Here is a 26250-nt window from a genome sequence, read left to right as displayed (position 1 = left end):
GTATTCCTTCGCGCGAGTTACAGTGTCGGTCTATCGCGACGCAGCGGGGGGTACGGGAGGATATAGTACACTTCTATTTCGATGTTCGGATACATCCTCTGAAATGCGCGAATTGTCGGATTGCATGACTGGCAGGGCTCTTGTTCGGAGAAAAGCCGGACGCGGCCCGATACCTGATTTTGGTTGTTCTCATCCAGCGGGTACCGGTCGCTGAGCTGTGAATGGAGATGCTCGAGCAGGTTGTTTTCCGCATCATTCCTTCGAATCTCGTCCTCGCTGATATCGGGAACGATCGAATTGTTCTGCGAGGGGGGAGCTATCGGTGGAAGTTGCGTGCCGACCGCTGCGTTCCTGGACACATCGGCAGTGCCGCTGAATCCGGCGAATGTTCCGGTCTGCTCTCCGACCGTGAAATCCAGCGCACCGCCCATTGTCTTCCATCCGACGTTCGCGGCGCGCCTGGCCAGCCTTTGGAGCTCGACCAGATCGGACACCTCGGCTGCCGCGGCATCCACCATGCTGAACCTGGGCTCGCGTTCGAGGTCATCGTCTGAACGACCCGTGTCGGGGTCTCCCGCATCCGGTCGAAGAACACCGGTAGGGCTATCGTCGAGCCCTCGCTGATCCGATGTGGTCGGACTGACTAGTCCTCGATCGTCCCGTCCGTCGGCCAACTCTGTTGTCTGCGGTTGAGCCACTGGGCTTTCGAGATCACCAGTGAGTCCATGGGTCCGCGTCGGTCCCGTTCCAGGGTTAGTTTGTTGAACGTCAGCTGGTACGTCTCGGTTGGTTCCGGCGGATTGATCAACGACGTCACGGTCACTTGGTATGTGATCGTTTCGCTGTTCTCCGTCAGTCGATGGAACGCCGCCCGTCGGCGTTTGGGATAGATCTGACGCCCGTTCACCGGCTGACCGGTCTCGATCGCCTGGTCGTACGTCTCGCCGATCGTCCACGGGTGCAGGCTGGGGTGCACTGTCACTATCCCGGTCTGTTTGTTCAGAACGTAGCTCGTCTGGCCGAGTCCCTGGCCCGCTGCTTTCTGTTCCGGGCTCAGCTCCGGTCGGCACACCCACCCGTGGTTGAACTCGATCACCGAGAAGGTCTGGGTTGGAAACGCTTCCGCTAGGAATTCCCGCACTTGTTCCTTGGTGACCAGCGGTGGAACCGGCATTGGCTACTCCTTGGGTATCGACGGGCATCGACCAGAGTTCGACCGACCCGCTGGTCAGGTTGTGCGGTGGCGTGTCCGAGTATTCGGATGTCTGCGGATCCCACCACACCGGACCCGCAGCGCCGTGCGGATAGACGATGACGGTCGCGTGGGAACCGTCGATCGTGGGCGAACCGTCCGACTCGTACAGCAGTTCACCAGTCTTTTCGTCTCTCGCGTGCCAGGTGTTGACGACCAGCGCTGACGCTCCTGGGCCCATGCTGCGAATCTGGTCGTGCAGCGCCTGGAACTGAGCCGAAACCGCAAGGTTGATGTCACCGAGCTGCCACGAACCGCCCAACCAGGCGGTTGCTCGATCGATCCCGCTTTGCTCGCCTGATCGGGTGTCGAGGTTCCCGTCGGCGTCGAGGTCGGGCCAGCGCGGTGAACCGACTTCGGGCCTGCCGTTGAACGATGACAATGCGGCCAGAGATCCGTCGAGGCAGTTGTTGCTCCTGCCCTGAGCGCTCGGCCCGCCATCGTTGATCAGGCGCCCGTAGTCGTTGGTCCGCGGGTCCGCGCCGACCAAGAACCGGTTGCCATCTCGTAGAGCATCTTCCACGTCGTGCTGGTACTCGGCATGTTCGAGGCTGTCGAGTCGCTCGGGTCCCTCGACACGGGTATCCGGGAGACCGTCGAGAGCTGCCGGTGTATTGGCGCGAGCGATGCTGTTGCTCAATTCGCGGATGTCGTCCACATCCAGGTCGGTGCCGCCGGGAGGGAGTCCGAGCTGTTCTCGCAGCAGCTCGGTGAGGGTGTCCAGGTCGGCGTCGGCAGGTGTGCTGTGGGGGTTGGACGGATCGAGATCGATGGTCATGTCAGCTGTTGCAGGGTCGCTGACCGGGACCAGGTCGACCATCATCCAGTCGCCGGACAAGAGTTGCTCGCCTCGGTTGAAGTGCAGGTCGACGGCGAGTTGGGCCTGCTCCAGCAGCGCTTGGACGACCGCCGGATCGAGGTTGCCGGTGCCGGTTACACGGACGCCGACTCGGAGCACCGACACCGGCGCCGCGAAAGCAGTGGTGAATCTGCCCCAGGCGAAGCTGCGGCCACCCTGTGGGTTGGCGACCTGGCGCACTCCACCGTCAGGATGCTGGGAACGCAGGTTCTCGCGCGCTGCGCGTGACTGGTTGGCGTTGTCTACCTGCTGTGCTGTCGGGATTGATTGCGCCGGCGTAGACGACTGGTGTGCAGCGGGCGTTGTGCTGTTGACAGGTGCTGGTGAGGTACCCGGAGTCGTGGGTGGGGGAGTGGGCGACGGAGGCAGCGAAGTCTGGGTCTGGCTGGCGGGCTGCGGAGTCTGATTGACCGATGACTGCGACGTCGGCGCGGTGGTGCCGTCTGTCGACTGGGACGCGGTCCCTGCATCGGCCGGGCGGCTCGCGTCCGACGTATCGACTACACCTCGAATGTCTCCGTTGTCGGCCACGTGCCGTTGCGCTGCCGACTCCACGCCGCCCTCGCGGCCACCATCGGGGCCAACGGTGTGTACGGAGTGGCTTCCAAGGTCACCTTGTCTATTGTCAGATTGAGGTCTTCTCTGGTCGGCGGGGTTGTCGCCAGCGATTCGACCGTCACCAGGTACTCGATCGTCTCCGGGTCTTGCCGGATCTGTTGGAGCGTCAGTCGATTCAGGGGGGGATAGATCTGTTCGGCTTGGATCGGAGTCCCGGTCTCGATCGCTGCGTCGTACATCTCGCCGATCGTCGTCAGTGCCAGGCTCGACTGCGTGGTGACCACTCCGGTCTCCTTGTCCACCGCGTAGCTCGCCAGGCCTAGACCCGTCCCCTCCGCGATCTCCGCCGGGGTCAGAATCTCGCGGCAGATCCAGGCGTGTCGGCTCTGGAGGAGACTGAACTCCCGCGCCGGGAATATCTGAGCCAGGTAGTCCCGCACTTGTTCCGCTGTTCGGAGTTGTGGCGGCTCCATTCGCTGCTCCCTGCTGGTCAACCGTCATGAATCTGAACGAAGAGGATTGAGACGTCAGGCTCGCCGGTGGAGAATCCGAGAACGTCCGCTGTTGTGGGTCCCACCAGACTGGACCGCTCGCACCGATCGGGTAGACGATAGCGGTTGCGTGCCCGCCGCCGCCCTGCCAGTCGTTGAGGACCAGTGCCGACGAACCGGGTCCCATCTGGCTGATCCAGTCGTGCAGGGCCTGAAACCGGTCCGGGACGGACTGGTTGGGATTCGCGAAGGTCTGCCATTGGCCACCGAGCCATGCTGCGGCGCGATCTGGGCCGTTCCGTTCTCCTTGTCGGCTGACAGTTCCGTCGGGAAGCAAATCCACCGTTCGGGGTGCGGAGACTTCTGGTCGGCCGTTGAACGACGCCAGCGCGGCAAGCGAGGCGTCGAGACAGTTGATATTTCGCCCGGTGACGTGTGGTCCGCCGTCGTTGATCAACCGCCCGTAGGGATTTGTTCTCGGATCGGCACCGACCATGAACCGGTTGCCGTCGCGTAGGGCGTCTTCGACCGCGTGCTGGTGCTGGGGAATTTCGACGCCGCGCAGGTAGCCGGGGGCGAACACTCGCGTCCCGGGCATGTCGGCCAGGGGCGACGGCGTGTTGGCTCGGGCGATGTCGTTGCTGATCGAGCGAAGATCGTCGGGGCTCAGCGGCGTGTCCGGTGCGCTCCGCGGCAAGCCCATGTGCTCGCGGAGGTCGTTGGACAGGTCGAACGGGTGTTGCTGCAAATTCAGCCGCAGGTCGGCGGCAGCCGGGTCGGTCGTCAGCTCGAGGTCGACGAGGAACTGGTCGCCGCTGTGAAGGTCCTGCGCATGATTGAAGGCGGCATCGACTGCGCGCTGGGCGAATTCGATCTCCTGGCTCAGTTCGGCTGGAGACATCAGGTGCGCGTTGGGGATGTGGGCGCGGATCGTGGCCACCGAGACCCATCGGTTGCCGACCTGGAAGCGGCGAATCCGGTAGGAGGGGCGCGGTTGGGTCGAATTCTGGTTCGCGCCGACGGTGGTTGTTCGGCCGTCGTGCGGCGGTTGATGGCGTAGTGCGTCGCGCAAGGGGCGGGCATCGGGACTGTAACCCGGGTCGGGTGATCCGTTTGTCGGAGCAGGCGTCGGAGTCGAAGTTGTTGTGGGCGTGGTGTTTTGCGGTGTCGTTTGGGCAGCGTTGGTGGGGGTGGTGGTGCTCGGTCGGCTGTCGAGGCCCGTCGCCGGGCGCGTTTCGGAGGCTGTCGGTGAGGTTGGTGGGGGCGTGGGTTGTGGGGTTCCAGTGGTTGCTGGGGGCGTCGTAATCGATCTGGGCGACGGCGGTGCTGATGGTGGGATCTGGCTGATCGGGGGCGTCGACGTGGACGTCGGTGTGGCAGCGGGCGCCGGGGTCGACGTGGTGGGTGTTGTGGGGTTCGGGGTTTGGGGCGCTGTCGCGGTGGTGGCGGTCGCTGTCGATGTGTCCGTGGAGGACGGACGAGTGGTGTCGGCAGGGGTGTGGGTGGGGTTGTTCGACGGAGTTGCCGGTTGGGAGGTTGTGGACAGCGGCGAACCGGTGGTTGCGGCGGGAGTCGAAGTCGGTGATTGCTGTGTGGCCGACTCCTGCGTGGGTGTCGATGTGGTCGTATCCGGTGTGTGGGTGGGGGCTGGTGTCGTGGGTTGGGGATTCGCCGGTGTCGTGGGAGTGGTGGCGGCGTGTCCGTTGTCGCTCGGAGTCGGGTTCTGTTGCCCGCTATTGGTATTCGGGGTCGTATCGGTGGGGGTGTTCGGCTGGGTCGAGGAATCCTGGGTCGGGAGGTCCAGCGACGAGCCTGTGAGGTTGGGCGTCGAGGTGTCGCCTGTGGGCGATGTGTTCGTGGGGTTGTTCGAGGGCGAGGTGTCGCCGGTCGACGGTGTTTCGGTGGGGGCGTTGCTGTTCGGGGTCGATGGTGACTCGCCGGTCTGGGGTGTCGCGGTGGGGGTGTCGCTGTTCGGAGTCGATGGTGTGGTGTCGCCGGGCGGCGGGGTCGGGTTGGACCCGTTGCCGTTCGGGCTGGACGGTGCTGTGTCGCCGGGGGAGGGGGATCCGTTGGACGAGGGTGCGGTTTGCCCGGCATCGGTGGATCCGTTGTTGTTCGGGCTCGACGGTGTGGAGTCGCCAGTGGGCGGAGTGTCGGTCGCGCCGTTGCCACTTGGGCTCGAAGGTGTGGATTCTCCCGGTGCCGAGGTGTTGGGCGAACCATCTTGTGGGGTTGCGCCGTCCCCGGTGGGAGCGGTGGATGCTGGGTTCGTTGATCCGCCGGTGTCGCCGTTGCTCGGCGTTGCCGGCGCATTCGGGCCGGTGTTGTCGGATGCGTTCGGGCTCTGATCACCGGAGGGGGTATCGGTCCCCGCGGGCGTGGTGGACCCGGGAACGTCGGTGCCCAGATCGGGAACGGTGGGGGCCGTGCTGTTACCACCGTGGCTACTGGATTCCAGCGCGCTCTGGACGCCACCCGCTCCAGCGCTGGTGAAGGTGTCGACGCCGACATCCAGTTTGAATTCCTGGCCGAGGAAGGCCGCGCCGACTCCTGCGGTGGCGACCTGGGCGGAGAGGTCGGCGCCCAGTTCGGTGACGGTGCCGCCGACGACCTTGCCCGCGAGTTTGCCCGCGGTAGAGGACGCGACATCGCCGAGCGCACCGGTGCCGCCGCCGAGCAGGCCGCCTGCCGCGCCGCCGACCGCGCCGCCGAAGGTGGCCAGGCCCAGATCGGTCCAGCCGAACTTGTCGGTGGAGCGGTCGCCCTTGGCTACCTGGATCAGCCGTGCGCCGAGATCGGTGCCGCCTTCCTCGAGTGCTTCGAACGCGGCGCCGCGCAGCGCTAACCGGGCGGCCGCCTTCGCGGCGCCGCGGGTGAGCATGCGGGCGATGAGCTGCTTGATCGCCACCCGCACCGCGACCTGGGCGGCCACCCGGGCGGCCACACCGGCGACGGCGCCGACACCTGTCCACGAGGTCGCGATCGCCGCACCGATCTCCACCGCGGCGATGACCATCGTCGCGATGATCACCAGTTTGGTGTGCTCGATATCGTTGGCGCCGTCTTCGAGTAGTTCGGCCTGTTTCGCACACCACTTGCGAACAGCGGTGAAGGTCGCTTCGTCGCCCGACAGCAGCTTGTCGCGGTAAGCGGTGATGGCGGTGTGGGTTTCGCCTTCGGACAGCGCTGTCAGGGCGGCGTTCAGTGCGAGGGCGGCGTTGTCGTCGACCGTGTCGAGGGTGCTGGCCATGGCGGTCCACCCGTCGGCGACCCGGCGCATCGCCGTTTCGTCACCTTCGGGCCAATCACCCGCGCCGAGAATGTACTTGGCGACCCAGGCGAGCTCGTCGGGGATTTCGATGCCCACTACAGCGACCCCGTGGCCTTGTCGATTTCACCGGCGCGCGTCGTGTCCTGGGTCTGTAGTGCTTCGGCGACCTTGACCATGTTCTCGCCGAGTTGGGTCATCACCGTCGCCAGGCCGGTGACCGCCTTCTGGCCGGGCTCGACGCCCGGGGTGTAGTTCTTGGCGAACGACTGACCGATCTCGTCGCTGCCCCAGCACTCACCCTCGGCCGCGATCACCGCCGCCAGCTTCTGGGCGCCGGTGGTGATCGTGTCGGCGACCGAGGTGAACGACGGCTGAGTGCCGCGCAGCGCTTGCGGGTCGGCTTTCAGCGAGCTCATCGGAGGTATCCGCGATTGCGGAAGTATTCGCCTTCTTCGTCGTCGGTGTCATCGACGAGACTGTGTGGTGAGTCCGTGACCGGTTCGGGGTCCGGTGGCGGTGGCGGGGTCAGCTGGGCGATGAGGTCTTTCATGCTGGGAGCGCCCGGGATCAGGTCGGGAAGGTCAGGCATATTCGCGCTCAGGTCCGACAAGGGCGCGAGGGCTTGCTGCTGGGTCTGGGCCGCTCGGGCGGCCACCTCGGCGATCGCCTCGGTGACCGATCGGCCGAGGGACTCCGGGGTCGACCTTTTGAAGGCATCCGGCTCGAGGTGGACCTCCGAGATCCCCGCGATGGTCCCCGAGGCGCGGACCAACCCGTCCGCCGACCAGGCGGTCACGAGCTGGGTGGCCTGGGACCGGGCGTCGAGTAGAGCCGACTTCTCAGCAGTGAAGGTATCGAGCATCGAATCGATCTGCGCACGTAAAGCGTTGTTCGACGCCTGTGTCGGCGCCGACCAGTCCTCGTTCATGAGACCCTCGATCTGTCGGAATGCACGTCATATGGTTGGACGCGCGAGACCCGTCGAGGGTTGCATGGTGTGACGTAGATCTCTACCGCTAGCGGGCCGGTGAGCCCACGATGATGCTGCCGACGTTGCACTCTTCGAGTTCGTCGAGGCCGGTGGCCGCGGCGAAGGCGGAGGTGTCGCTGAAGCCCTGGGCGACGACGCCGAGGTGCATGGCGGTGGCGGCCAGGTAGACGGTCTGCATGAGGACGCCGACGTGTTTGAGGATGTTGGCGTAGGCGACTTGTTCGTAGCTCCACATGACGCGGCCCGCGCGGGCCGAAACCAGCAGCAGGACTTGGGGTTGCGCGCCGCCGGCCAGCGTCGCCGAGGTGGATTTGAGGAGCTTCTGGACGGCGGGGGCGTCGGCGGGTGCGACCGGGCGCAGGGCGTGGTCGGCCGAATCGTAGTGGTACATGCCGTTTTCCAGGCCCGCGACATTGCGCACCACGGGGTAGATCTCGAGTTCGTAGGCGCCGCCGCCGGAGGGGTAGGGGCGGGAGCCGTCCTCGCGGGTGCGGGCGGTGCGGAACAGCAATTCGCCCAGCTGGATCGAGGTGATGGGGGCGGCGTCGTCGAAGGCGCGGGTGGAGACCCGGTCTTCGATGGTGGCGGCCAGACTCGGATCGGATACGCGCAGCGACACCAGATCCGGCGTCGCCAAAGCGACCGGCTCGCCGTCGAACGACGCGCGGCGCAAGGGCAATTCGGGGAACCGGCCGTCGGCCCAGCGGGTGGGGCCGAAATCGTCCCAGGTCACCGTGCGGGCGCCGAGGGTGCTGCGGCGGTGGAACCACAGGTCGGGGGTGTTCCAGGAGCGAGTGGTGAACTCGCGCTCCTCCTCGTCGCCGTCGACCAGGAAGCCGCACCACTGCAGGTCGGCCATGAACTGGGTCTTCACGGTGGCGGGCACCGGCGAATCGGCGGCGAGGGGGCCGTCGAGCAGTGCGAGCAGGCGCGGGTCGTGGATGCGCAGGTCGCACCACGCCTGCGGGTGTTCGAGGACGAAGCCCTGGTTGTCGCGGTGCAGGACAGCGAATTTCGACAGGGTCGCCGACCAGGTGGGCAGGGCCACCGTGGGGCGCGGGGCGGGGTCGGCGAAGGGGCGGATGCTGTAGAGGTCACGGCCGCCGTCGCGGACTGTCACCGACAGCCAGCCGCCGTCGGTGAGCTTGCGCATCAGTGCGGTGATGTCGTCACCGGCTGCCGCGGTCGCCATTTCCGCCGCGGTCGCCGGGCCCTGGTTCAGGGTTTTCAGCGCTTGCAGCGCCCCCGCGCCCAGACCGGTCAGCTTCTCGTTGCGCGGCGGATTGAGCAGCACCGCGCCGACGGGAGTCGTCAGGCAGGTGACGCCCGCGCGCAGGGCGAATCGGGTCTGGGCGGGGTAAGCGGAGGCGAGCACGGTGAAATCCTCGGGGGTAGAACCGGTCTGGGGCAGAGCCTATTTCGCGGCGGCGGCGAACGCGGGCTCGAGCTTGTCCAGCATGTACGGCACCGACAGTGCGCTGGGCTGGTTGATCGCGCTGATCTCCTGCGTGGTCAGGAACACGACCGAACCCTTGCGCACCGACGGCAGATCGGCGTAACCGGGCAGCTGCCGGTACTTCTCGTCGAGGCCGGGGGAGTAGCCGGCCAGCAGCAGGTCTGCGGTGAGCTCGTCGACCTTCTCCGGCGACAGCGCCAGGCGGCCCTGGTTGGCGGGCAGCGCGGTGAGGTTGGCCGGAATGCCCATGCCGAGTGCGGTGAACACCTTGGCCGAACCGTCGTTGGGGTCGGTGAGCACCATCAGCTGCGCGGGGCTGGCGAGCCAGGTGCTGGCGAAGGTCTTGCCCTTCAGGCCGGGGTTGGCGGTGGCGATGGCGGCGACCTTGTCGTCGACCTTCTTGATCACCGCGCTCGCGTCGGACTCCTTGTGCAGCACCTTGCCCAGCGCGGTGACCTGGTCCTGCCACGGGGTGACAGCGTCCTTGGTCAGCGCGGGCAGGGTCGGGGCAACCTTGGACAGGTCGTCGTAGGTCTTCTGATCGGCGATGAACGGGTCGGCCAGGATCAGGTCCGGCTCGAGCGCCGCGACCTGCTCGGCGATATTGCCGGTGGTGTTGAGGGCGGTGGCCGCCTTCAAGGACTCCGGCGTCCACGGCGGGGTGCTCTTGGATACCGCGGAGACGTTGTCGATGTAGCCGACGGGAACCACGCCGAGGGCGAGGGAGCTGTCGAGCCACTGGTTACCCAGGGCGACGATCTTCTTCGGGGTGCCGGGGACGGTGGTCTCGCCACGGGCGTGGGTGATGGTCACCGCTTCGCCCGAGGCGGCCTCGTCCTCGCTGGAACCGCAGGCCACGACACCGAAGGCGAGGGCACCGGCGAGCGCGGCCACCGCCGCGCGCCGCCAGCCGCGCGAAGTCCGAACAGTCGTCATGGGTACACCCTCCGTAGAGCAAGTTCCAGCGTAAGTCAGCCTAGGCTAACCTACGTCGCTTTTCGGCGGGAAGCTGTGCCCTTATAGCGTGACGCGCTGGTCCTGCGGCATGAACAGCTTGTCGCCGTCCTTCACCTCGAAGGTGGTGTAGAACTCGCCGATATTGCGAACCACCTGGTTGCAGCGGAACTCGTTGGGGGAGTGGGTGTCCTGCAACCCCTGTAGCGTCGCTTCCTCGGTCTGCTTGTCGCGCCACTGCCGCGCCCACGACAGGAACATCGTCCGGAAATCGGGCTGCTCGCCGGAGCGCTGGGCCACCTTCTGATAGGCGGCCAATGCGATCTGCAGGCCGCGCAGGTCGGCCAGGTTCTCGCCGACGGTCAGCGCGCCGTTCACGTGCTGTCCCTCGGGCGCGCCCTCGGGAACGAGCACGTCGTACTGGGCGATGATCTGCTGGGTCTTGGCGTCGAACGCCGCGAGATCCTCGGGCGTCCACCAGTCGCGACGGTTGCCGTCGCCGTCGTACTTGGAACCCTGGTCGTCGAAGCCGTGCCCGATCTCGTGGCCGATCGTGGAACCCACCGCGCCGTAGTTGACCGCGGCCTGGGCGTCCTTGTCGAAGAACGGGGGCTGTAGGTAGGCGGCCGGGAAGACGATCTGGTTGGTGGTCGGGCTGTAGTAGGCATTCACCGTCTGCGGCGACATGCTCCACTCCATCTTGTCCACCTCGGTGCCGAGGCGGGCGAACGCGCGCTTGGACTCGAAAGTGTTGATGGCCAACAGGGATTCGATCAGCTTGCCGCGGGTGACCGGCACCGACGAGTAATCGACCCACTTGTCGGGGTAGCCGATCTGGGCGACGATCTTGTCCAGCTTGGCGATCGAGGCGTCACGGGTCGGCTGGGTCATCCAGGTCGAATTGGTGAAGTTGTCGCGGTAGGCGGCGGTGAGGTCGGCGACCATCTCCAACGCGCGTTCCTTGGCCGCGGGCGGGAAGTGCTTGTCCACGTACAGCTTTCCCAGCGGTTCGCCGAGATTGTCGTCGACCACACCCACCGCGGAGCGCCACATCTCCGGCTTCTCCTCGATACCGCTGAGCACCCGGCCGACGAACTCGAAGCGCGCGTCGGCGATGGCCTTGGGCAGGAAGCGCGCGTAGCTGTTGGCGACATGCAGCTTGAGGTAGTCGCGCCACTGGGCGATATCGACCTCGCCCCACAGCTGAGCGGCCGCGGTGACGAAGGACGGCTGGCCGACCACCATCTTGTCGAACAGCGACTTGGGCCGGTCGGTCATGCCCGCCAGCCACGGATCCCAATCGAACTGTGGGCCGAGCGCGGTCAGTTCCTGCCAGCTCATCAGGTTGTAGGTGGCATCGGTGTTGCGCAGGCGCACGCTGTCCCAATGCCCGGCGGCGATGCGCTTCTCCAGATCGACCGTCCGCTGCGCCACCCCGGCCGGGTCGGGCAGGCCGAGGCCCGCGGCCAGTTGCTCGAGGTAGATCTGATAGCCCGCGAGCTGGGCGGCGAACTCGGGCTTGCGGTAGTACTGCTCGCCCAGGGTGAGCCCGGATTGGCCGACGCTGGGGATATAGGCCTTGGAGTTCTTGCGGTCGATCCCGATGCCCATCCCGATCAGCCCGGCGATGGGCGCCTCGGCCATCACCTTCGCCAGCTCCGGCTTGCCCGCGGCCTTGTCGATCGCGGCGAACAGGCTGTTGAGCGGCGTGATGCCGAGTCGCTCGATCTCGTCGAGGTCCAGGCGCGCGTCGTAGAGATCCTTGATCTGCTGCGCCTCCGAGCCGTGCTTCGGATCCCTGATGCCCTCGATGATCGCGCGCAGCTGATCCAGGGTCCGGTCGTTGGCATCGGTGATCGCGCCGACCGAGGCCTTGTCGGGCGGGAGCTGGTAATCGCGCAGCCAGGTGCCGTTGACGTGGCGGTACAGATCGTCCTGCGGGCGGATGGTGGGGTCGCCGCCGCCCAGGTCGACGCCCGTGAGCTGGATTTCGGTGGGTTCGGGCGAGCACGACGCCAGCGCGGCGGCCACGGGCACCAAGCCCATGGCGATCAGGAATGCGCGGCGGTCGACCACCGACGGACGACCGGACGATGTCACAGGACTTCCTTCCCCGATGCGGCAGCCGCACCCTGCTTGTTGCGATCCAGCTAGCTCGCACAGGCTACCGGCGCGACGCCGTCTCGGTGGAGTGGTGGCTAGGAAGACAGGCTCGAGCTGCCTGTCGCCAGGTCGCAGGCGAGTCCGCTGCCCGCGTTCACGATTCGCATGACCGTCGGCACGCGCTTGGTCACCAGCGGTGTTCCGGTGGCGTGCAGCAGCAGTGACAGCTGCACCTCGACCTCGGTTTCGACGTGGTAGAACGCCGTGGCCTTGGCGACGGTGACGCCCGCGACGTTCACCTCGAGGTCGACGGTGTCGCTGGCGAAGAACTTGCCGTTGGCGAGGAAGTCGACCTGTGCGCCGACATAGTTGTCGAGGCCGACGACGTCGATCTTGGAGGTGCAGCCGACGGTGAGCGTGTCGGTGAGCATGTCGATGACGGGGCCCGCGCTCGCGTGCGGTGCCACCATGGTGACGACGGCGGCGAACGCGGCGGCCGTGGTCGCGAGCCGGCGCCTCATCGGCAGGGTGATGTTCATGGCGGGACGTTAGCAACGGGCCGTGCGCGACGAAGCCAGTTTGAAACATATCTACTTCAGATTGGTCGACGCACCCCGATTCGGTTCGTGCTGGGGGTTCACCTACACTAGAACGGTTGCCTGCGGGAGCTATGCCCTCGCAATCCGGCAGTGAACCCCCAGTGGAAGGTATTTCCGCTGGCAGGCGCGCGTCCGGAGGGTGACTGACCATGTGCGTCGGGTCGGCAATCCGGCGTACGTATACATCCAGGTCCAGGAGGTGCTGAAGTGATTCAGCAGGAGTCGCGACTGCGCGTCGCCGACAACACCGGAGCGAAGGAAATCCTTTGCATCCGCGTGCTCGGTGGCTCGTCGCGTCGCTATGCCGGTATCGGCGACATCATCGTCGCCACCGTGAAGGACGCCATCCCCGGCGCCAACGTGAAGAAGGGCGACGTCGTCAAGGCTGTCGTCGTTCGCACGACCAAGGAGCGTCGTCGTCCGGACGGTTCCTACATCAAGTTCGACGAGAACGCCGCCGTGCTGATCAAGCCGGACAACGATCCTCGTGGCACCCGCATCTTCGGCCCGGTCGGCCGCGAGCTGCGTGACAAGCGCTTCATGAAGATCGTTTCGCTGGCCCCGGAGGTGCTCTGACTATGAAGGTGCACAAGGGTGACACCGTGCTCGTCATTTCGGGCAAGGACAAGGGCGCCAAGGGCAAGGTCATTCAGGCCTTCCCGGCGACCGGCAAGGTTCTCGTCGAAGGCGTGAACCGCATCAAGAAGCACGTCGCGGATTCCGCGAACCAGCGTGGCGCGTCCTCGGGTGGCATCGTCACCCAGGAAGCCCCCATCCAGGTTTCCAACGTGATGGTCGTCGACTCCGACGGTAACCCGACTCGCGTCGGCTACCGCACCGACGAAGAGTCCGGCAAGCGCGTCCGGATCTCCCGTAAAAACGGGAAGGACATCTGACATGACCACCTCTGAGCAGACTCAGCCCCGGCTGAAGGCGCGCTACCGCGCCGAGATCAAGGACGCGCTCAACGGCGAGTTCGAATACGCCAACGTGATGCAGATCCCCGGCGTCGTCAAGGTCGTCGTGAACATGGGTGTCGGCGACGCCGCCCGTGACGCGAAGCTGATCAACGGTGCCGTCAAGGACCTCGAGCTGATCACCGGCCAGAAGCCCGAAATCCGTAAGGCCACCAAGTCGATCGCGCAGTTCAAGCTGCGTGAGGGCATGCCGATCGGCGCGAAGGTCACCCTTCGTGGCGACCGTATGTGGGAGTTCCTGGACCGTCTCGTGTCCATCGCGCTGCCCCGTATCCGCGACTTCCGCGGCCTGTCGCCGAAGCAGTTCGACGGCAACGGCAACTACACGTTCGGCCTCAGCGAGCAGTCGATGTTCCACGAGATCGACGTGGATTCCATCGACCGCCCGCGCGGTATGGACATCACCGTGGTCACCACCGCGACCAACAACGAAGAAGGCCGCGCGCTGCTGAAGCACCTCGGCTTCCCGTTCAAGGAGAACTGAGCACATGGCTAAGAAAGCACTGCGCATCAAGGCGGAGGCCAAGCCTAAGTTCGCCGTCCGCGCGTACACCCGCTGCCAGCGTTGCGGTCGCCCGCACGCGGTCTACCGCAAGTTCGGCCTGTGCCGTATCTGCGTCCGCGAAATGGCGCACCGCGGTGAGCTTCCGGGCGTGCACAAGAGCTCCTGGTGAGCTTGCGCTCCTCGTGAGCGCACCCGCCGCCTAGGCGAAATATCGACGAAGGCACGGACTCCCGACGGGAGTCCGTGCCTTCGTGCGTTCAGTTGCAGACCCGGAGGTGGGTCAGTACCGCTAGGACGCGGCGGTGGTCGTCGGGTTCCGGCTGTAGGCCGAGTTTGACGAAGATGCTGCGGACGTGGGTTTCGATGGTGCGTTCGCCAAGGAACAGGGTGGCGCCGATCGCGCGGTTGGAGCGGCCTTCGGCCATGAGTCGCAGGACTTCTCGTTCGCGGGTGGAGAGCGCGTCGAGTGGGAGGGCGCCGTGGTGCGGTCGCGAGACCAAGCGGCCGACCAGGTCGGGATCGATCGCCGAGCCGCCCGCGGCGACCCGCTGGAGGGCCGTCACGAACTCGTCGATATCGGAAACCCGGTCTTTGAGCAGATAGCCGAGGCTGCGCGCGCCGCCCGAGAGCAGGTCGAGAACGCTCTCGGTTTCGATGTACTGCGACAGCAGCAGCACCGCCGTCTCGGGAAAGTCGCGACGGATGACTACGGCGGCATCGATGCCCTCGGTGGTGCAGGTCGGTGGCATCCGGATGTCGACGACCGCGACGTCGGGGCGGTGCGTGTGGACAAGGCTCAACAGTGCCTCGGCATCGCCCGCCTGTCCGGTCACTTCCATGCCCTCGTCCTCCAGCAATCGGGCGATTCCCTGTCGGAGCAGCGCCGAGTCGTCGGCGAGCACAACGCGCAGAGGGGATCGGTCGCGCTCGGGGATGTTCTCGGGGACCGTCGGAAGTTCCGCGGTGGCGTCGACCGCCGCGGTGAGCACCGCGCGCGCCGCGGCGGCGAATTCCCCACAGTTCGGATACCGGTCGGCTGGATCCTTGGCCATCGCCCGCGCGATCACCGCGTCGAAGGCCCTCGGCAGCGAAGGCAGCTGGGCGCTCGGTAGCGGCACCGGCGCGTTCAGATGGCCGTTCATGATGGCCGCCGGGCTCGGCCCCGGATAGGGCGGACAGCCGGTGAGCAGGTGGAACAGGGTGCAGCCCAGTGAATATTGGTCGGCTCGATGGTCGAGGGTTCGTCCTTCGAGCTGTTCGGGTGCCGCGTAACGCAGCGTGGCGACCATCATTCCGGCGGCGGTGAGGTGGACGTTGTCATCGAGTGCTTTCGCGATGCCGAAATCGGTCAGCACTACTCGTTCGGCCTCGCCGGGCTGGGTGGACTCGGCCAGCAGGATATTCGCCGGGTTGACATCGCGGTGGTACACACCCGCCCGATGCGCGTAGTCGAGACCGGCCGAGACCTGTTCGACGATGTGTACGGCGCGTTCCGGCGCCACCGCTCCCTCGCGCAGCAGGTGGGCCGCATCGGTTCCCGGCACCAGCTGCATCGCGATCCACAGGCGATCGCCCTCGCGGCCACGGTCGTAGACCGCGACGATGGCAGGGTGGTCGAGCCGAGCGCCGTGATCGGCTTCGAATTCGAACCGGGTGCGGACGTACTCATCTCCGGTCAGGAAGGGATGAAGCACCTTGAGTGCCACGGTACGTGGCAGCGTCGGGTGCCGGGCCGCGTAGACGGTGCCCATGCCGCCTGCGCCGAGCGTTCGCTCGATCGTGTAGCCGGCGAAGACCGTTCCGGGTTCGAGGTCAGAACCGCTCACGACACACCCCCGTGGCACGCGTGTTCATGTCGTGTCCTTCGCGCGAAGCGGCAGCATCGCGGTGAGGACCGTGCCGGTGCCGGGCGCGCTGGCGATCCGCAGCTGACCGCCGAGCGCCGCGGCTCGATCGCACAATCCGCTGAGCCCGCCGCCTGGCCGGATATCGGCTCCACCACGCCCGTCGTCGCCGATAGTCAGCTGAACGGACTCGTCGACAACACCCATCTCGATGTCGACATGGGTGCCGCCGGAATGCTTGGCCGCGTTGGTGAGCGCTTCCGCGGCGATGAAATACGCCGCCAGTTCTACCCCGGGCGCCGGCCTCGGTACCAGGTCGCCGTGAATTCGGGCGGCGATCGGGGCGCGTTCGGCGAGTGCGGTCAAGGCGGCCGTCAGACCGCGCTCCGCGAGAATCGGCGGGAAGACGCCCCTGGCCAGTTCGCGGAGCTCGGCGAGCGCGGTATCCAGTTCGGCGGCGCCTTGCGTGACCAGGTCGTCCCGGTTCGCGGTGTCGCCGGCTCGCTGTGCTCTGCGCAGCAGCAGCGCCGCCGCGACAAGGCGTTGTTGCGCGCCGTCGTGCAGATCGCGTTCGACTCGCCGGCGCTCGGCATCGCCCGCCGCCACGATGCGTTCGCGCGAGCGGCGGACCTCTGCGAGCTGGGCGGCCAGATCGTTGCGCAGGCGTTCGTGGCCGAGGGCGAGCTCGGTCGCACCGCGCACGGCGGCCAGCAGTTCGGGTTCGGCTTGCAACTGTTTGTCGTAGACAAGAGCGGCCGCCGCGGCGCCGTCCAGCTCGAGGATCGTCGCCATCCGGTGATCGGTGCCCTGCGGGAGTTTCCGCAGGGCACCGTGGTCGTCGACGTAGCCGCTGCGTTCGGCGTCGAAGTTCCACAGCTCGAGAGTGGGGTCGTGCAGTGCCCGGCGCAGTGCCTCCACGAAGCCCGCGTTGATCGGGGTCGCTCCGATCTCGACCATCGCGTCGCCGACCGCCGCGCGCGCCATGCGGTACCGCACCTGTCCGTACGCGATGGCCATGGGCAGCAGCACAATCGGGATATAGCGCAGGTCAAGCGTCCAGGCGTGGAGGGAGCCGGGGGACAGGACCGCAGTCGACAAGATCCACAGGATGATCAGCCCGGCGATCGTCGCGAAGACCAGAACCGGTGCGAAGCCTGAGCGGTAGGCCGCGGTCCCCGACCGCCAGCGGACGATCACGATCGTGATCAGCACAACGCCGATAAGGAATGCGAGCGCTCCGACGGTGAGCTGGATCCGATCGGCGAGGACCGGATCGTGCCGGATGAGCAACAGATTCACCGAGGTCGACCGGTGTGGCGCGGGCACCTGTCTCGGATCGAAGAACATCCACTCGGCCCACACCCCGAACACGGCCAGCGCCCAGCACGCCCGCACGCACCAGCGTTCCCACGAACGGTGCAGGCGTCCCGATGGAAAGCCGAGCAGCACCGGGATCATCACCGGCAGATAGATATTCGTCAGAACCGCGCCCGCGGTGAACAGCACCGGGTCGCTCGACCGGCGAACACCGCAGGCCAGCCACACCAGGCCGGCGAGCACGAACAGCGGTCCGGCCAGATCACGCGGCCGGTTTGTCCAGGTGAACAACCCCGATGCGACGAACGACGCCCCGGCCAGCAGAAACAGGGTGAGCTCGACCCGCCCGAACACCGGCGAGTGCTGAGCTGCCGAGAATGCCTCACGTGGCCCGAGCAGCAGGATCCGGGCCGGGTCGTAAAGGGCGGCTTCTGACCAGTCGACCGACAGCACCACGGCGACGCTCAGCGCGGCGGCACATGCCGTCACCCCACCGATGAGCGCGATCGTACGAGGTGTCATCGAACAGCCTCCAACTACCGACCTACTCAGGATCCTCTGCTGGAAACGGGTGCACAACCACCCACGCAATCCGTGCTGGCACTGAGTGGATTCCGTGCCTTCACGGACGAGAAAACTGCAGGTCAGAACGTAATTTTGTGGTGTGCCGCCGACCGGTGGCCGACACCGACACCGCCACTTTCCGGCGGCCTCAACCAGGAGATCTGATGAGAAACCACACAGGCCGAATTGCCATCGCGCTCGGTTCGCTGGCAGCGGCGATCGCCATTGGATCGGGCGTAGCCGCCGCCGCTCCGGTCACCATCCACCCCGGCCCCGTGGGGTCAGGGACAGTCACGATCGAAGATGCGCTCCCGCCCCCGGTCCCGCACAGCTGCTCGGTGTACGGGCTCGGCTACGCCTGGGGCGTCGCCACGTCCCTGAATGCACCCGCGATCGGTGGTTTCGTCCCCGGTACCCCTGTGATCGGGGTCTGCACCGACGGGTCTGTGCAGTTCAAGAACGCGGGCTGACCGATCCGTGTCCCGATCTGTCCGGCCACTTGGGCGGGCAGATCGGGCACTGGGGATGCGCCTTCGTCATGGTGCGATGACAGTCCGAGGGTACGGGCTTGTGTGTTGTCACGAGGATGGATGAAATGTGAGCATTTCACTCCCGGGGTGGCTGCTGATGTGTTCTCTTGGCGCATGAAGAAGTTCGCCACAGTCGCTGTTCTTTCCGTCGCGCTCCTCGGGGCGCCCGCTGTTGCATCCGCCGCCCCCAGCGCCGGTTCCGGGTCCGGGGGTGGGTCGGGGTCGTCGGAGACGGAGTTGATCTGTTCGCCGATCGCGCAGTTGTTGTTCGCCACGGGGAGTGTGGAGAAGCCGCCGCTCTACGACCTGCTCTGCCTGCTCAGCTGAACGGGGAGCGGTCGATTCCGCAGCTGACGCCGGCGGGCGGAAGCTGGCCGGTGAACAGGTAGTCGCGTTTGAGGTGTTCGGCGCAGGTGCTCTGGACGTACATGGAGCTGTGCCCCGCGCCTTCGATCACGACTACCTGGGCCCGGTTCAGTTGGGCCGCACCGGCTTTGGCTCCCCGTAGTGGGGTGGCGGGATCGTATCGGCTGTTGAGGACGAGGATCGGGGCGGCGGTTTCGCGGTTCCACGGGCCCGCGTAGCGGTCCCGGTCCTCGGCCTGCCAGAAGGCGCAGGGGGTGGCGTTGAAGACGGCGATCCGGCCGAAGTAGCGGGACTGGAGGTCTTCGGCGGCGGCCACCCGGCTGTAGACGGCGGGGTCGGTGGGGACGGTGCTGTCGGAGCACTGGATGGTGTAGAAGGCCTCGACGCGATTGGCGGGGTGGTTCTCCGCGAAGAGGGCGTCAGGGACTCTGGCGGGCAGGACTGTTGCCGCGTCGAAGAGGTTCTGGAGCAGGATCGCCAGGTCGGGGTAGGTGTCGGGGCGGGAGAGACTGCCCGCGGCGCTCACGATCTGGGAAAAGGTCCACGGCGTGCCCGCGACCGTGATCGGCGCGAGGCGGGCCCGCTCGGCCAGCGCGATCCACTTGAGTTTCGGATCGCCCGCGGCGAACGCGCAGCGTGGACCCGCGGCGGAGCAGTCGCGCAGGAAGGTGTCGAAGGTTTCGGCGATGCCGGCGGCCACGCCCTGGCGGGTGTCGAGCGGCAGATTCACGCCGTCGGCGCCGTGGCCGTTCACATTGCCCTCGAAGTCGAGCGAACCGTCGAACGCCATCGCGCGGACCCGGCCGGGGAACATGTTGGCGTAAACCGCGCCGACCTGGGTGCCATAGGAGATGCCGTGGTAGGTCAGCGCCTCATCGCCCACCGCGCGGCGCAGTAGGTCCAGGTCGCGAGCGGTGTTGGCGGTGGAGGCGTGGCGCAGGATCGGCCCCGCGTGCTGCGCGCAGCGGGTCGCGATATCGGCCGAGGCGGCGAAGAACGCGGGCTCGTCGCCCGGATCGGTCGGTGTGCCGGGGAAGGAACCGAGGTACGCGGTCTGCTCATCGGCGCTCGGGAAGCACTGCGTGCCCGCGCTGCGCGAGACCGCGCGCGGATCCCAGGAGACCAGATCGAAGCGGGCGCGCAGTTCGTCGGAGAACAGCCACGGCCAGCGGGCCCGCTCGCGCATGCGGTCGACGCCGGAGGGTCCTGGCCCGCCGAAGTTGACGAACAACGTGCCGATGCGGCGTGCGGGATCGGACGCGGGCAACTTGATGACAGCCAGGTCGATCTGCGTGGCCTGCGGGCTGTTGTAGTCCATCGGCACCTGAGCCAGCGCGCATTCGAACCCGTCCGCGCAGGACTCCCACGCCAGTGTCGGGGTGGCGGCACCCTCGGCGAGCTGGTCGACGTAGGGATCGGCCGAAGCGCGCGCGGGCGTGACGAGCGCGCCGATCCCGAGCAGTACGGCGAGCAGATAAGCCGAGCCCCGGCGGCGTGCACAGTGGGAAGACAACGGCCGAGCCTCCTGCGCGGTTCCGACGAACCACGCGAAGCTACCACATTCGTGAGCGGCGCTTACTAACGCAAAGTGGTTGGTATCGAACACGATTCGATCGGCGATGCAGTTCGGACGGCATCCCCGCAGGTCGTCGGGTTCCTTCGCGCGGCGGTGGATGTGGTCGTCCACAGAATTGTCCTCGGATTTCTGGGTTACCGCGGCATTACCGGCTCCTCATAATTCTGTGTCTTTCCCGAGAATGTGATCTCCCTGCTGGTCGGCAATTAATTTCGTGGCTACTGTCGGGGTCGTTGCGTGACAATGCAGCGAGCAGATGGGTGTCAATGTCGATCCCTTGCCGAGTGAATGCAGAGGATGTGAGTTCGTGACCCCGACCACAGTAAACAAGCCACGTGACGTGGCCCACCGGGTGTCTCTGCGTGGAATTCCGGCCGGCGCGATGCCGATGGTCGCGTTTCTTTCTATTTTGGCCGGATTTATCGGAGCGGCCGCTTATACGCATTCCGCCGGATATTTCGTGACATTCATGACCGGTAATACCGAGCGCGCCGTTCTCGGCTGGTTCGACAATGATCAGCTGCTGGCCACCGGGGCGATCACGCTGCTTTTCTCGTTCGGCCTCGGTGTGTTCGTCGCCTCGCTGCTGCGACGGCGGCTGTGGCGGCGCGGTCACTACGGCGCGTCCGTGGTGACCACCGTGGCGCTCGCCGTGGCCGCGGTGGTCGACTTCGCCCTCGACCGCACCGGCGGCCAGGAGGTGGGGTTCATCCCGATCGCGTTCGTCGCGTTCGCGGTGGGCGCGCTCAACACCGCGTTCGTCAAGAACGGCGAGACCAGCGTTCCGCTCAGCTATGCCACCGGAACGGTCGTGAAACTGAGCCAGGGCATCGAAAGCCATGTCAGCGGGGGTAGTGCGCGCGATTGGCTCGGCTACGGCATGCAGTACGCGGCGTTCGCCGTCGGCGCCCTGCTCGGCGGCTTGATGAGCACGGTGGTGGGTGGTGAGATGATGCTGATCGTCGCCGCCGGTGTCTCGGCCGTGGCGATCCTGATCACCTACAAGACGGGTGGGAGGGCGGGCCACACCGCCGCGTGACGGAGATCGCCCCGGTCCGTCGGCCCCCGAGTTTGGTCCTGACCACGGCGTTGCCTACACTAGAGCGGTTGCCTGGGCAGATCTGTGTCCGCTGCGCGCTTCGGCGCGGGTGGGACCGTGCCAGGCGCCGAGAGCTCGCAAGAGAACTCATCCGGTCGGTAAGTGCCGACCGGACCAGCCGAATTGTTGTAGGCCCACGGTCGACCGCGTGAGAGTGCGGGAGATGTTGCATGGGAACCGCAGCGAGAAAGGTGTCGAGGTCTAACCATGACCATGACTGATCCGATCGCAGACTTCTTGACGCGTCTGCGCAACGCCAACTCGGCGTACCACGATCAGGTGAAGGCGCCCCACTCGAAGATCAAGGTGAACATCGCCGAGATCCTCAAGCGTGAGGGCTACATCGCCGATTACCGCACCGAAGACGCGACCGTTGGCAAGGCCATCGTCGTCGATCTGAAGTACGGCCCCAGCCGTGAGCGCAGCCTGCAGGGCCTGCGTCGCGTCTCGAAGCCGGGTCTGCGTGTGTACGCGAAGTCCACCAACCTGCCCAAGGTCCTCGGCGGCCTCGGCGTGGCGATCATTTCCACGTCGACCGGTCTGCTCACCGACCGTCAGGCGGCCAAGCAGGGCGTCGGGGGCGAAGTCCTCGCCTACGTCTGGTAAGGGAGGTCAGGACAAATGTCGCGTATTGGTAAGAAGCCCATCGAGATTCCGGCCGGCGTCGACGTCAACATCGACGGCCAGGTTGTCACGGTCAAGGGGCCCAAGGGCACCCTCTCGCACACCGTGGCCGAGCCCATCATCGTCACCAAGGGTGAAGGTAATGAGCTCGAGGTTGCTCGTCCCAACGACGAGCGCGCGAACCGTTCGCTGCACGGCCTTTCCCGCACCCTGATCGCCAACATGGTCGAGGGTGTCACCAAGGGCTACGAGAAGAAGATGGAAATCTTCGGCGTCGGTTACCGCGTTCAGGCCAAGGGTTCGAACCTCGAGTTCGCCCTCGGTTACAGCCACCCGGTGCCGATCGAGGCCCCGGCAGGCATCACCTTCGCGGTGGAATCGCCCACCAAGTTCTCGGTGTCCGGAATCGACAAGCAGAAGGTCGGTCAGATCTCCGCTGTCATCCACGGACTGCGTAAGCCCGACCCGTACAAGGGCAAGGGCATCCGCTACGCCGGCGAGGTCGTTCGCCGCAAGGTCGGAAAGACGGGTAAGTGATCATGGCGCAAACTGCTAACCAGAAGGCGAAGCGGATTCCGCTGGGCAAGGACGCTTCCACGAAGCGTCGCCTGTCGAAGACCCGCCGTCACTTCCGTCTTCGTAAGAAGGTCGAAGGCACCACCGAGCGTCCGCGCCTGGTGGTCAACCGCTCCGCGCGGCACCTGCACGCTCAGCTGATCGACGACTCGGTGGGCAAGACCATTGCCGCCGCTTCCTCGATCGAGGCCGACGTGCGTGCGCTCGAGGGCGACAAGTCCGCCAAGGGCGCGAAGGTCGGTCAGCTGATCGCCGAGCGTGCCAAGGCTGCCGGTATCGAGGCGGTCGTGTTCGACCGTGGTGGTCACGACTACCACGGCCGTATCGCGGCGCTGGCCGATGCCGCTCGTGAAGGTGGGCTGAAGTTCTGATGACTGTTATTTCGAACGGAAGGAACGTCTGATGCCGGGACGTCAGCGGCGTGACGGCGGCAACGGACCCGCCGGACCCAACAGCAACTCCAACAGCAACGCCGGAGGCCCCGAGGGCAACCGTCGTGGCGGTGGCGATCGTCGCGGTGGCGGCGACCGTCGTGACAACGCGGCCGAGAAGAACCAGCTCGAGCGCGTCGTCGCGATCAACCGTGTCTCCAAGGTCGTGAAGGGTGGTCGTCGCTTCAGCTTCACCGCCCTCGTGATCGTCGGTGACGGCAACGGTCTGGTCGGCGTCGGCTACGGCAAGGCCAAGGAAGTTCCCGCGGCCATCCAGAAGGGTGTCGAGGAGGCTCGCAAGAGCTTCTTCCGCGTCCCGATGATCGGCTCGACCATCACTCACCCCGTTCAGGGTGAGGCGGCGGCCGGTGTGGTCATGCTGCGTCCGGCTTCGCCCGGTACCGGTGTGATCGCGGGCGGCGCGGCTCGCGCCGTGCTCGAATGCGCAGGCATTCACGACATTCTGGCCAAGTCGCTCGGTAGCGACAATGCGATCAACGTCGTTCACGCGACGGTTGCCGCGCTCAAGATGCTCCAGCGTCCCGAAGAGGTTGCCGCTCGTCGCGGTCTGCCGATCGAGGATGTCGCTCCGGCGGGCATGCTGCGTGCGCGTGCAGGACAGGGAGCCTGACATGGCTGATCTCAAGGTGACTCAGATCAAGAGCACGATCGGTGCCAAGTCGAACCAGCGCGACAGCCTGCGGACGCTTGGTCTGCGGAAGATCCGCCAGTCGGTGGTTCGTGAGGACAACGCTCAGAACCGCGGTCTGATCAACGTCGTGCGCCACCTCGTAACAGTTGAGGAGGTCTAGACATGACCATCAAATTGCACCACCTGCGTCCCGCCCCTGGTTCCAAGACCGAGAAGACCCGTGTGGGTCGCGGTGAGGGTTCCAAGGGTAAGACCGCCGGTCGCGGTACCAAGGGCACCAAGGCACGCAAGAACGTCCCCGCGGCGTTCGAGGGTGGCCAGATGCCGCTGCACATGCGTCTGCCGAAGCTTCGCGGCTTCACCAACCGCTTCCGGGTCGAGTACCAGGTCGTCAACGTTGGCCGCATTGCCGAGCTGTTCCCTCAGGGCGGCGTCATCGGTAAGGCAGAACTCGTCGAGGCAGGCGCCGTTCGCAAGAACGAGCTCGTCAAGGTTCTCGGCGACGGCGAGATCGGTGTCGCCATCCAGGTGACCGCCGACAAGGTGACCGGCTCCGCCAAGGAGAAGATCACCGCCGCCGGTGGCACTGTCACCGAACTGGCCTGACGGTACTGTAGTCAGCAGCTGACACCGGACGAGTCGCGAGCTCGTCCGGTGTCACTGTTAGAGTTCCAAGTGTTGTCTGCCAAGCTCGTCATCGGCTGACGATTCCACATGCTGTCCAGTGGTTCAGTCGCATGGCATGACCATGTCGTTCGCCAGGAGGATTTGTGCTTTCCGCCTTCGTATCGGCCTTCCGGACTCCGGACTTACGGCGGAAGATTCTCTTCACGCTGGGGTTGATCGCGCTGTACCGGTTGGGTGCCGCGCTGCCGTCCCCCGGTGTCGACTACCAGAACGTTCAGGAATGCGTGAAGGTGGTCTCCGGCGGTGAATCCGCCGGCATCTACCAGCTCATCAACCTGTTCTCCGGCGGGGCGCTGCTACAGCTGTCGGTGTTCGCGATCGGCATCATGCCGTACATCACCGCGAGCATCATCATCCAGCTGCTGACCGTCGTCATCCCGCGGTTCGAGGAACTGCGCAAGGAAGGCCAATCCGGCCAGACCAAGATGACGCAGTACACCAGGTACCTGTCGGTCGCGTTGGCGATCCTGCAGGCCACCGGTCTGGTCGCGCTGGCCTCGCGCGGTCAGCTGTTGCAGGGCTGTAACGAGCCGATTCTCGCCGATACCAGCATCTTCGGCATGATCATCATCGTCCTCGTGATGACCGCGGGTGCTTCGCTGGTCATGTGGTTCGGCGAGCAGATCACCGAGCGCGGTGTCGGCAACGGCATGTCGCTGCTCATCTTCGCCGGTATCGCCGCTCGACTGCCGCTCGACGGCAAGCGGATCCTCGACACCGACGGTGGCCTGATCTTCGGTGCGGTGTGTGTCGCCGTACTGGTGATCCTGGTGGCCGTGATCTTTGTCGAACAGGGTCAGCGCCGGATCCCGGTGCAGTACGCCAAGCGCGTGGTCGGTCGCAAGATGTACGGCGGTTCATCGACGTACCTGCCGTTGAAGGTCAACCAGGCCGGTGTCATCCCGGTGATCTTCGCGTCCTCGCTGCTCTACCTGCCCAACCTGATCGCGCAGCTCACCAACTCGAATACGGCGACGGATCCGAGCTGGTGGCAGGAGATCATCCAGAAATACCTGGTGAATCCGGGCAACCCGGTCTACATCGCGATCTACTTCGGTCTGATCGTGTTCTTCACCTACTTCTACGTCGCGATCACCTTCAACCCGGAGGAACGCGCGGACGAGATGAAGAAGTTCGGTGGCTTCATCCCGGGCTACCGGCCCGGTAAGCCGACCGCCGACTACCTCAACTACGTTCTGAGCCGCATCACCCTGCCTGGCTCGATCTATCTCGGTTTGGTCGCCGTTCTCCCGAACCTGTTCCTGGACATGGGTGCCAACGGTGGAGCGGCCAACCTGCCGTTCGGCGGTACCGCGGTGCTCATCATGGTCAGCGTGGGTCTCGACACGGTCAAGCAGATCGAGAGCCAGCTGATGAATCGAAATTACGAAGGGTTCCTCAAGTGAGAGTTGTTCTGCTCGGTCCGCCGGGTGCCGGCAAAGGTACTCAGGCCGTCCTGCTGTCAGAGAAGCTGGGCGTTCCGCACATCTCCACCGGAGACCTCTTCCGCGCGAATATCAGCCAGCAGACCGCCCTCGGTCGCGAGGCGCAGAAGTACATGGACGCGGGCGACCTGGTCCCCAGCGACGTCACCAACCGCATGGTCGAGGCGCGTGTCGGCGAGCCCGACGCCGCGAACGGTTTCGTGCTCGACGGTTACCCGCGCACGGTCGATCAGGCCGACGCGTTGAAGAAGATCCTCGAGCACAACGGCACCACGCTCGACGCGGTGCTGTGCTTCGTGGTCGCCGAGGACACCGTGGTCGAGCGCATGCTCGCCCGTGGGCGCGCCGACGACACCGAGGACGTCATCCGCAACCGGCTGCGGGTCTACCGTGAGGAAACCGAGCCGCTGCTCGAGCACTACGACGGTCTGGTCGTGACCGTCGACGGCATCGGCGAAGTCGATGAGGTCAACGCGCGGGCGCTGAAGGCGCTCGGTCAGTAATCAGCGGATCGGAGTACTGA

25 protein-coding genes are annotated in these 26250 nt (G+C 65.9%); 15 read left to right on the top strand and 10 right to left on the bottom strand.

The genetic code is table 11. The annotated features are described in order from the left end of the window. Positions 1–17: 17 nt before the first annotated feature. The 7 genes from ACFQ9R_RS25320 to ACFQ9R_RS25290 form a co-directional block, all read right to left on the bottom strand. Positions 18–6527 (bottom strand): toxin glutamine deamidase domain-containing protein, encoded by a 6510-nt coding sequence (locus tag ACFQ9R_RS25320; protein WP_378993660.1) that lies wholly within the window; start codon positions 6525–6527, stop codon positions 18–20. Beyond that, positions 6527–6847, bottom strand: a complete 321-nt coding sequence (locus ACFQ9R_RS25315) for a hypothetical protein (RefSeq protein WP_378656646.1) — start codon at positions 6845–6847, stop codon at positions 6527–6529. The genes ACFQ9R_RS25320 and ACFQ9R_RS25315 overlap by 1 nt, the downstream gene beginning before the upstream one ends. Further along, entirely contained in the window at positions 6844–7359 is a 516-nt protein-coding gene (locus ACFQ9R_RS25310) for a YbaB/EbfC family DNA-binding protein (protein ID WP_378993659.1), read from the bottom strand. Before ACFQ9R_RS25310 ends, ACFQ9R_RS25315 begins: the two co-directional genes overlap by 4 nt. Positions 7360–7447: 88 nt before the next feature. Continuing rightward, positions 7448–8797: a SagB family peptide dehydrogenase gene (locus ACFQ9R_RS25305; protein WP_378993658.1), complete on the bottom strand. Its 1350-nt coding sequence runs from the start codon at positions 8795–8797 to the stop codon at positions 7448–7450. A 39-nt stretch (positions 8798–8836) separates the two neighbouring features. Next, on the bottom strand, positions 8837–9814 hold the full coding sequence (locus tag ACFQ9R_RS25300) for an ABC transporter substrate-binding protein (protein ID WP_378993657.1): 978 nt from the start codon (positions 9812–9814) through the stop codon (positions 8837–8839). Between the two features lie 81 nt (positions 9815–9895). Beyond that, positions 9896–11932, bottom strand: coding sequence for a M13 family metallopeptidase (locus tag ACFQ9R_RS25295; protein ID WP_378993656.1), 2037 nt, complete (start codon positions 11930–11932; stop codon positions 9896–9898). 98 nt (positions 11933–12030) lie between these two features. Beyond that, the gene (locus ACFQ9R_RS25290) at positions 12031–12474 is read right to left on the bottom strand and encodes a hypothetical protein (protein ID WP_378993655.1); all 444 of its coding nucleotides are present in this window, start codon (positions 12472–12474) and stop codon (positions 12031–12033) included. A gap of 267 nt (positions 12475–12741) precedes the next feature. Here ACFQ9R_RS25290 and rplN point away from each other — a divergent pair, with 267 nt between their 5' ends. The 4 genes from rplN to ACFQ9R_RS25270 are packed head-to-tail and all read left to right on the top strand — an operon-like array spanning position 12742 to position 14185. Next, positions 12742–13110: a 50S ribosomal protein L14 gene (gene rplN / locus ACFQ9R_RS25285; RefSeq protein WP_056818394.1), complete on the top strand. Its 369-nt coding sequence runs from the start codon at positions 12742–12744 to the stop codon at positions 13108–13110. Between the two features lie 2 nt (positions 13111–13112). Further along, positions 13113–13430, top strand: coding sequence for a 50S ribosomal protein L24 (rplX, locus tag ACFQ9R_RS25280; protein WP_056818391.1), 318 nt, complete (start codon positions 13113–13115; stop codon positions 13428–13430). 1 nt (position 13431) lies between these two features. After that, positions 13432–13995 carry a 50S ribosomal protein L5 gene (gene rplE / locus ACFQ9R_RS25275; protein WP_056818389.1) on the top strand — a complete coding sequence of 188 codons (564 nt, stop codon included), beginning with the start codon at positions 13432–13434 and terminating at the stop codon, positions 13993–13995. A 4-nt stretch (positions 13996–13999) separates the two neighbouring features. Next, complete coding sequence (locus ACFQ9R_RS25270) at positions 14000–14185, top strand: type Z 30S ribosomal protein S14 (protein ID WP_056818387.1); 186 nt, start codon at positions 14000–14002, stop codon at positions 14183–14185. Between the two features lie 88 nt (positions 14186–14273). Here the strand turns inward: ACFQ9R_RS25270 and ACFQ9R_RS25265 are convergent, their stop codons facing one another. Both ACFQ9R_RS25265 and ACFQ9R_RS25260 read right to left on the bottom strand, forming a co-directional pair. Further along, positions 14274–15842 carry a protein kinase gene (locus tag ACFQ9R_RS25265; RefSeq protein ID WP_378993654.1) on the bottom strand — a complete coding sequence of 523 codons (1569 nt, stop codon included), beginning with the start codon at positions 15840–15842 and terminating at the stop codon, positions 14274–14276. A 24-nt stretch (positions 15843–15866) separates the two neighbouring features. Then, positions 15867–17699 (bottom strand): sensor histidine kinase, encoded by a 1833-nt coding sequence (locus ACFQ9R_RS25260; protein WP_378993653.1) that lies wholly within the window; start codon positions 17697–17699, stop codon positions 15867–15869. Between the two features lie 206 nt (positions 17700–17905). Between ACFQ9R_RS25260 and ACFQ9R_RS25255 the strand changes: the two genes are divergently transcribed. Next, positions 17906–18211 carry a hypothetical protein gene (locus ACFQ9R_RS25255; RefSeq protein ID WP_378993652.1) on the top strand — a complete coding sequence of 102 codons (306 nt, stop codon included), beginning with the start codon at positions 17906–17908 and terminating at the stop codon, positions 18209–18211. A gap of 174 nt (positions 18212–18385) precedes the next feature. After that, positions 18386–18598 (top strand): hypothetical protein, encoded by a 213-nt coding sequence (locus ACFQ9R_RS25250; protein ID WP_378632256.1) that lies wholly within the window; start codon positions 18386–18388, stop codon positions 18596–18598. Here the strand turns inward: ACFQ9R_RS25250 and ACFQ9R_RS25245 are convergent. Then, positions 18591–20150, bottom strand: a complete 1560-nt coding sequence (locus ACFQ9R_RS25245) for an alpha/beta hydrolase (protein WP_378993651.1) — start codon at positions 20148–20150, stop codon at positions 18591–18593. The two genes, ACFQ9R_RS25250 and ACFQ9R_RS25245, sit on opposite strands and share 8 nt — an antisense overlap. Before the next feature lie 370 nt (positions 20151–20520). Between ACFQ9R_RS25245 and ACFQ9R_RS25240 the strand changes: the two genes are divergently transcribed. The 9 genes from ACFQ9R_RS25240 (at position 20521) to ACFQ9R_RS25200 (ending at position 26230) form a co-directional block, all read left to right on the top strand. Beyond that, a complete protein-coding gene (locus ACFQ9R_RS25240) occupies positions 20521–21252 on the top strand; it encodes a YoaK family protein (protein WP_378993650.1) in 732 nt (243 codons plus the stop codon). Positions 21253–21519: 267 nt separating this feature from the next. Further along, positions 21520–21918, top strand: coding sequence for a 30S ribosomal protein S8 (gene rpsH / locus ACFQ9R_RS25235; RefSeq protein ID WP_056818383.1), 399 nt, complete (start codon positions 21520–21522; stop codon positions 21916–21918). Positions 21919–21933: 15 nt separating this feature from the next. Next, a complete protein-coding gene (gene rplF / locus ACFQ9R_RS25230) occupies positions 21934–22473 on the top strand; it encodes a 50S ribosomal protein L6 (protein ID WP_378993649.1) in 540 nt (179 codons plus the stop codon). 2 nt (positions 22474–22475) lie between these two features. Then, positions 22476–22883, top strand: a complete 408-nt coding sequence (gene rplR / locus ACFQ9R_RS25225) for a 50S ribosomal protein L18 (protein WP_266296784.1) — start codon at positions 22476–22478, stop codon at positions 22881–22883. A 31-nt stretch (positions 22884–22914) separates the two neighbouring features. Continuing rightward, a complete protein-coding gene (gene rpsE / locus ACFQ9R_RS25220) occupies positions 22915–23574 on the top strand; it encodes a 30S ribosomal protein S5 (protein ID WP_378632262.1) in 660 nt (219 codons plus the stop codon). A gap of 1 nt (position 23575) precedes the next feature. Further along, positions 23576–23755, top strand: coding sequence for a 50S ribosomal protein L30 (gene rpmD / locus ACFQ9R_RS25215; protein ID WP_056819257.1), 180 nt, complete (start codon positions 23576–23578; stop codon positions 23753–23755). Positions 23756–23757: 2 nt separating this feature from the next. Further along, positions 23758–24201 carry a 50S ribosomal protein L15 gene (rplO, locus tag ACFQ9R_RS25210; RefSeq protein WP_101464424.1) on the top strand — a complete coding sequence of 148 codons (444 nt, stop codon included), beginning with the start codon at positions 23758–23760 and terminating at the stop codon, positions 24199–24201. 164 nt (positions 24202–24365) lie between these two features. After that, the gene (gene secY / locus ACFQ9R_RS25205) at positions 24366–25688 is read left to right on the top strand and encodes a preprotein translocase subunit SecY (protein WP_378993648.1); all 1323 of its coding nucleotides are present in this window, start codon (positions 24366–24368) and stop codon (positions 25686–25688) included. Further along, positions 25685–26230, top strand: a complete 546-nt coding sequence (locus ACFQ9R_RS25200) for an adenylate kinase (RefSeq protein WP_378632266.1) — start codon at positions 25685–25687, stop codon at positions 26228–26230. The genes secY and ACFQ9R_RS25200 overlap by 4 nt, the downstream gene beginning before the upstream one ends. Positions 26231–26250: the final 20 nt, after the last annotated feature.

The organism is Nocardia sp. NPDC056541 (assembly GCF_042794235.1).
GTDB lineage: Bacteria > Actinomycetota > Actinomycetes > Mycobacteriales > Mycobacteriaceae > Nocardia.
Note: the sequence above shows the minus strand (reverse complement) of the source record. Positions and strands in the feature narration are given on the sequence as shown.

Excerpts from the sequence above, each read along its gene's own strand:
- ACFQ9R_RS25315 (WP_378656646.1), bottom strand. The coding sequence starts at position 6,847 with ATGAGCTCGCTGAAAGCCGACCCGCAAGCGCTGCGCGGCACTCAGCCG.
- ACFQ9R_RS25310 (WP_378993659.1), bottom strand. The coding sequence starts at position 7,359 with ATGAACGAGGACTGGTCGGCGCCGACACAGGCGTCGAACAACGCTTTA.
- ACFQ9R_RS25300 (WP_378993657.1), bottom strand. The coding sequence starts at position 9,814 with ATGACGACTGTTCGGACTTCGCGCGGCTGGCGGCGCGCGGCGGTGGCC.
- ACFQ9R_RS25290 (WP_378993655.1), bottom strand. The coding sequence starts at position 12,474 with ATGAACATCACCCTGCCGATGAGGCGCCGGCTCGCGACCACGGCCGCC.
- rplX (WP_056818391.1), top strand. The coding sequence starts at position 13,113 with ATGAAGGTGCACAAGGGTGACACCGTGCTCGTCATTTCGGGCAAGGAC.
- rplE (WP_056818389.1), top strand. The coding sequence starts at position 13,432 with ATGACCACCTCTGAGCAGACTCAGCCCCGGCTGAAGGCGCGCTACCGC.
- ACFQ9R_RS25270 (WP_056818387.1), top strand. The coding sequence starts at position 14,000 with ATGGCTAAGAAAGCACTGCGCATCAAGGCGGAGGCCAAGCCTAAGTTC.
- ACFQ9R_RS25260 (WP_378993653.1), bottom strand. The coding sequence starts at position 17,699 with ATGACACCTCGTACGATCGCGCTCATCGGTGGGGTGACGGCATGTGCC.
- ACFQ9R_RS25255 (WP_378993652.1), top strand. The coding sequence starts at position 17,906 with ATGAGAAACCACACAGGCCGAATTGCCATCGCGCTCGGTTCGCTGGCA.
- ACFQ9R_RS25250 (WP_378632256.1), top strand. The coding sequence starts at position 18,386 with ATGAAGAAGTTCGCCACAGTCGCTGTTCTTTCCGTCGCGCTCCTCGGG.
- rpsH (WP_056818383.1), top strand. The coding sequence starts at position 21,520 with ATGACCATGACTGATCCGATCGCAGACTTCTTGACGCGTCTGCGCAAC.
- rplF (WP_378993649.1), top strand. The coding sequence starts at position 21,934 with ATGTCGCGTATTGGTAAGAAGCCCATCGAGATTCCGGCCGGCGTCGAC.
- rplR (WP_266296784.1), top strand. The coding sequence starts at position 22,476 with ATGGCGCAAACTGCTAACCAGAAGGCGAAGCGGATTCCGCTGGGCAAG.
- rpsE (WP_378632262.1), top strand. The coding sequence starts at position 22,915 with ATGCCGGGACGTCAGCGGCGTGACGGCGGCAACGGACCCGCCGGACCC.
- rpmD (WP_056819257.1), top strand. The coding sequence starts at position 23,576 with ATGGCTGATCTCAAGGTGACTCAGATCAAGAGCACGATCGGTGCCAAG.
- rplO (WP_101464424.1), top strand. The coding sequence starts at position 23,758 with ATGACCATCAAATTGCACCACCTGCGTCCCGCCCCTGGTTCCAAGACC.